Source organism: Aminobacter sp. P4_H6_2 (assembly GCF_056400805.1).
In genome coordinates this window covers 1-4,563 of sequence record NZ_JBFUKO010000446.1, presented here as the reverse complement: position 1 = coordinate 4,563, position 4,563 = coordinate 1, and the positions used below count along the sequence as shown (strand labels likewise).

The window sequence follows — 4,563 nt, the reverse complement described above, 5'->3', positions numbered from 1 at the left end:
GTCGACGAACTGCGGAAGAAAGGTCAGGAAAAACAGCGCCGTCTTGGGATTGAGGACCTCCACCACGATGCTGTCGCGCAAAGTGTTTGAAGCTCGACTTCCTGCTTCATTGGCGGTCTTGCTCCAGCCAAGGAACATGGTGAGGCCGAGCCATACCAGATAGGCCGCGCCGGCAAGCCTGATGGCCGCATAGGCCATCGGCGCTTGCTCCATCAGCGAGGCGAGGCCGATGGCGGCAGCGATGATGTGGGCATAGCAGCCAATATGAACGCCAAGCGCGGCCATCAATCCGGCCCTGCGGCCAAGGGCGGCGGTCTGGGCGGTCATGTACAATATCGCCGGCCCAGGCATGCATGCGAATGCAAGCGTTGCGACAGCGAACGGAATCCACAACTCCAACGACGTCATCAAGGTTCCTCCCAGACGATCCAGACGGGGGGAGGAATAGGCTCGGCTCACGGCAGAAGACATACGGCAGATGCCGTATTTGGATCGCGCTCGGTTTTGGCTAATCTATTATTGGTTAAGCAGATATTTACACGGGATTGCGGCTGCGGACGCGGCGCGCCGGTGTCATGTCGTGGGCATTCCCAAGCGCACCGCATAGGCGGTCAGTTCGGCGGCACTATGGAGATTGAGCTTGCCCATCAGGTTTTCGCGATGCTTGCGCGCCGTCGCCGGGCTGATGCCCAACCGCTCCGCGATTTCACGGGCAGTCAGTCCTTGCGCCACCAGCATCAGGATTTCTCGCTCCCGCCGGGTCAGCGGGACCGGCGAGAGGATTTCCTGCGCTGCCGATGGCCTGCTGTTTCGGGTCGGCTCGCTGATCGCAAAGCGAACGGTTTGCGCCAGGTAGGTCTCCCCCTTCCTGACTGCTTCGATGGCCGCACCGAGTTCCTCGGGATTGCCGTCCTTGGTCAGGTAAGCACTGGCGCCGGCCAAAAGGGCAGCGCGTACCGTTCTCGGTTCGATATTCGCTGTCAGGACCAGAATTTTCATGCGAGGCGCCAGTGCCTTTATGTCGGCAATGAACTGGAGCCCAGCAACGCCCGGCATGCCGAGATCGAGGATCAAAAGGTTGGCGCGCATGTTTCTTATGAGCTCCAGCAGAGCTTCGCCGTCGGCTGCTTCTGCCACGACCGACATGTTCTCCATCGTCGAGATCAGTAGCTTCAACCCCTCGCGCACAATGGCGTGGTCGTCGGCGATGATGATGGTGAGGGGGCGGTTCATCTGATCACCATTCATGAGGCAGCGGTGCACGTTCCATGATTGCCAACGTATGGGAAACAAATTTCCTTTAGATCAACACTCCTTGGGAAGGACGCTGGATGATCTTTGTCTGGCATTTGGAGGGGCCGATGCAGGAAGACAAGATTCGACAGGCTCTCGTCGAGCTTCTGTATCGCAACTCCTATGGCGTCGTCATCTCCAACGTCGTCATTTCTCTCGCGGCCGTATATGTCTTGAGCAGCGGCATTTCCACGACTTGGCTGGCCGGCTGGCTCGGTGCGCTTTATCTGCTGACGGCCATTCGCGTGGTCGCGTCCCGCCGCTTTTTCAGCCGCACGCGCGATTCGGCATCTATCTTGCGGTGGGCATGGCTCGCAGCTGGATTTTCCTCAGTCTCGGGCCTGCTGTGGGGCATATTCGGTTGGGTAGGTTTCCTTCCTGAAGAGCCTCTGTTGCTTTCTTTCACGGTCGTCGTGCTGACCGGCCTCGTCTGCGGCACGGTGCCGTCGCTTTCGGCTTTTCCGCCCGCACTGGTCGGTTCGATCCTCGCCACGGTTTTGCCTGTCGCCGCGCGCGTCATGACAACCGGAAGCAGCATTTCCGCCGGATTCCTGTTCCTGCTCGTGTCCCTTGTGGTCATCAATTTCTACTATGGCCGCGTCGCCTACCGCATGCTGYGCGAGACCATTGGCTTGCGCTTGGAAAATGAAAGGCTCGTCGAGCACCTGCAAGAAGAGCGTGACCGTGCGCAGGCCGCGGATCGCGCCAAGACACGTTTTCTGGCGGCAGCCAGCCATGATCTGCGCCAGCCGATCCATGCCCTGAGCCTGCTAGTTTCGACCGTCGCAGTGCTCGGGCAGCGCGGCGACGTACCGTCCAGCCAGGCTCTCGACCTGGCAGGCAGGGCGAAATCCATCATTGGCGACCTGAGCGGGCTCCTGAACGCGTTGCTCGATATCTCCAAGCTCGACGCCGGTATTGTCACCGTTTCAAAAGAAGCGGTGGAGTTGCGCGAGCTTTTCAGCAATTTCCGGGACGAATTTGCTGCGGAGGCGAAACAGCGTGGTCTTCAATGGCGGGCGATCGACAGCGACCTGTCCGTCGAAAGTGACCCGATGATGCTCAAGCGAATCCTCAACAACCTGCTATCGAACGCTTTTCGCTATACCAAGGAGGGTGGAGTTCTGCTGGGTTGCCGCCGGCGCGGCGATTTGGTGGAAATCCAGGTCCTGGACACCGGCCCTGGTATTCCTATTGATCAGCAGGTTACGGTTTTCGAGGAGTTCGTGCAGCTGCAAAACCCTGGGCGGGATCGTACCCAGGGCCTTGGGCTAGGTCTCGCTATTGTTCGCCGCACCGCCGAGTTGCTTAAACACCCGCTGAAGCTGACGTCCGCGCTCGGGCGCGGTTCGATGTTTTCTGTTGCGGTTCCTCGAGCCGTAACGACGTCTCTTCTGTCCCGCGCAGAGATACCCACCAACGCTATGGCCGCAGGCGTCATGGTGGTGGAAGACGAAGGAGACGTTCTCGATGCCATGGTGCAGTTGCTTAAACTGGATGGTCATCGTGTCTACGCAGGCAGATCTGCCAAAGAGGTGCAAAAAATCCATCTACAGGCCAGCAGGCACGGCAACGCGCCGGTCGATCTGATCATCTCCGACTACCGCCTGGCCCATGGCGCCACCGGCCTGGACGCAATACAGGTTCTTTGCGCCTATATTGGTCGCGTCGTTCCAGCCCTCATTGTCACTGGCGACACTTCGCCATCGCGGTTGCAAGAGGTGAGCGCCAGCGGGAACCGGATTCTTCACAAACCGATCACCGGTGAGGAGCTTCGTGAAGCGATTGCCGCCGCCTTGGATTGAGGACGAAACGAGGCAAGCCGGCTTCCAGCTCGTCTGCGAAGGCGTTATTTCTCCAGGTATTCGGCTACATCACGGAAAACATTGACGAACATTTGTTCCGTCAAGACACCGGTGTTGGTGTTGTAGCGCGAGCAATGGTAGCTCGAAAACACCGCGAGATTGCCGACATCGTGACGGGCACCATGCTTGAAAGGTACGGCAGCTACTCGTGCGCCGAGTGCACGTACCGTCGACTGATGGCCGATCGAGCCGAGCGTCAGGATCGCTTTCAGGTTGGGAAAGCGCGCAATCGTCGGCACCAGGAAGGTGCGGCAGGTGTTGATCTCGGCGCCCACCGGCTTGTTGTCAGGCGGCACGCAGCGCACGGCGTTGGTGATGGCCGTGCCGATCAATTCCAGGCTGTCGTCCGGCCGCGCTTCGAACTCGCCGCGCGCCATGCCGAAACGCTTGAGCGTTGAGTAGAGCAACTCGCCGGCATAGTCGCCGGTGAAGGGGCGGCCGGTGCGGTTTGCTCCGCGAACGCCCGGCGCCAGCCCGACGATCAGGAAACGCACGGCGTCTTCGCCCTCCGGTGGCAGGAAGGAACGTACGGGCGCGTTGTACCAGCCCGGCTCGCGCTGCCGCCAGCTGGCGATGAAATCATGCAGGCGAGGGCAGAGCGGGCAATCCCGGTCGGGATCGACCGGGAGCGCAGACCGGGGACTGTGCATCAAATGTCTTCTGGCGTCGGTTCGACCGGGTCGACCTTGCGGACCGGTCGCTCGGAGGGCTCGCGACCGATCTCGGCTTTGAGTGTCACAAGATCGATGAAATGGTCGGCCTGGCGGCGCAGATCGTCTGAAATCATTGGCGGTTGCGAGGCCATGGTCGAGATCACCGAGACCTTGCGGCCACGGCGCTGCAACGCTTCGACGAGCGTGCGGAAATCGCCGTCGCCCGAGAAGATGACATAGTGGTCGACGACATCGGCGAGTTCGAGGGCATCGACAGTCAGCTCGATGTCCATGTTGCCCTTGATCTTGCGCCGGCCGGTGGCGTCAGTGAACTCCTTGGCCGGCTTGGTGACGACCTTGAAGCCGTTATAGTCGAGCCAGTCGATCAGCGGGCGGATCGAGGAGTATTCCTGATCCTCGACGAGCGCCGTGTAGTAATAGGCGCGCAGCAGATAGCCGCGCTTCTGGAAGCTGGAAAGCAATTTGCGGTAGTCGATGTCGAAGCCGAGAGCGCGGGACGTCGCGTAGAGATTGGCGCCGTCGATAAAAAGTGCGATTTTCTCGCGAGGATCAAACATAGGAAAATATCCTTGTTGAAATAGGCTGTCGCCAAATACGCTGAACCGAGCGCCCGTTCCCCCCAAATCAATGTCTTGCCCCAATGTGGGAAATATCGCCCGCTGCGAGTCATTCCAAGAGGGGGAGAGTAGCGGGGCAGTAAATAAATCATGGGTGGATGGATGCCAGGATTT

General features: G+C 59.7%; 5 protein-coding genes. 1 reads left to right on the top strand and 4 read right to left on the bottom strand.

Features of this window, described 5'->3' with window-relative positions; all coding sequences use genetic code 11:
• Both AC1DUU_RS23940 and AC1DUU_RS23935 read right to left on the bottom strand, forming a co-directional pair.
• Positions 1 to 408, bottom strand: a 408-nt coding sequence (locus tag AC1DUU_RS23940) for a LysE family translocator (RefSeq protein WP_476785873.1), incomplete at its 3' end; no start/stop codon positions are given.
• A gap of 165 nt (positions 409 to 573) precedes the next feature.
• Entirely contained in the window at positions 574 to 1,233 is a 660-nt protein-coding gene (locus AC1DUU_RS23935) for a response regulator (protein WP_476785872.1), read from the bottom strand.
• Between the two features lie 128 nt (positions 1,234 to 1,361).
• On the opposite strand from AC1DUU_RS23935, the gene AC1DUU_RS23930 reads away from it, so the two are divergent.
• Positions 1,362 to 3,098, top strand: coding sequence for a hybrid sensor histidine kinase/response regulator (locus AC1DUU_RS23930; protein ID WP_476785871.1), 1,737 nt, complete (start codon positions 1,362 to 1,364; stop codon positions 3,096 to 3,098).
• Between the two features lie 44 nt (positions 3,099 to 3,142).
• On the opposite strand, the gene AC1DUU_RS23925 is transcribed toward AC1DUU_RS23930, so the two are convergent.
• Both AC1DUU_RS23925 and AC1DUU_RS23920 read right to left on the bottom strand, forming a co-directional pair.
• On the bottom strand, positions 3,143 to 3,808 hold the full coding sequence (locus tag AC1DUU_RS23925; protein WP_476785870.1) for a uracil-DNA glycosylase: 666 nt from the start codon (positions 3,806 to 3,808) through the stop codon (positions 3,143 to 3,145).
• Positions 3,808 to 4,389, bottom strand: a complete 582-nt coding sequence (locus tag AC1DUU_RS23920) for a LabA-like NYN domain-containing protein (protein WP_476785869.1) — start codon at positions 4,387 to 4,389, stop codon at positions 3,808 to 3,810. The genes AC1DUU_RS23925 and AC1DUU_RS23920 overlap by 1 nt, the downstream gene beginning before the upstream one ends.
• Positions 4,390 to 4,563 lie beyond the last annotated feature (174 nt).

Coding starts and splice junctions, on each gene's coding strand:
- AC1DUU_RS23935 (WP_476785872.1), bottom strand. CDS start 1,233: ATGAACCGCCCCCTCACCATCATCATCGCCGACGACCACGCCATTGTG.
- AC1DUU_RS23925 (WP_476785870.1), bottom strand. CDS start 3,808: ATGCACAGTCCCCGGTCTGCGCTCCCGGTCGATCCCGACCGGGATTGC.
- AC1DUU_RS23920 (WP_476785869.1), bottom strand. CDS start 4,389: ATGTTTGATCCTCGCGAGAAAATCGCACTTTTTATCGACGGCGCCAAT.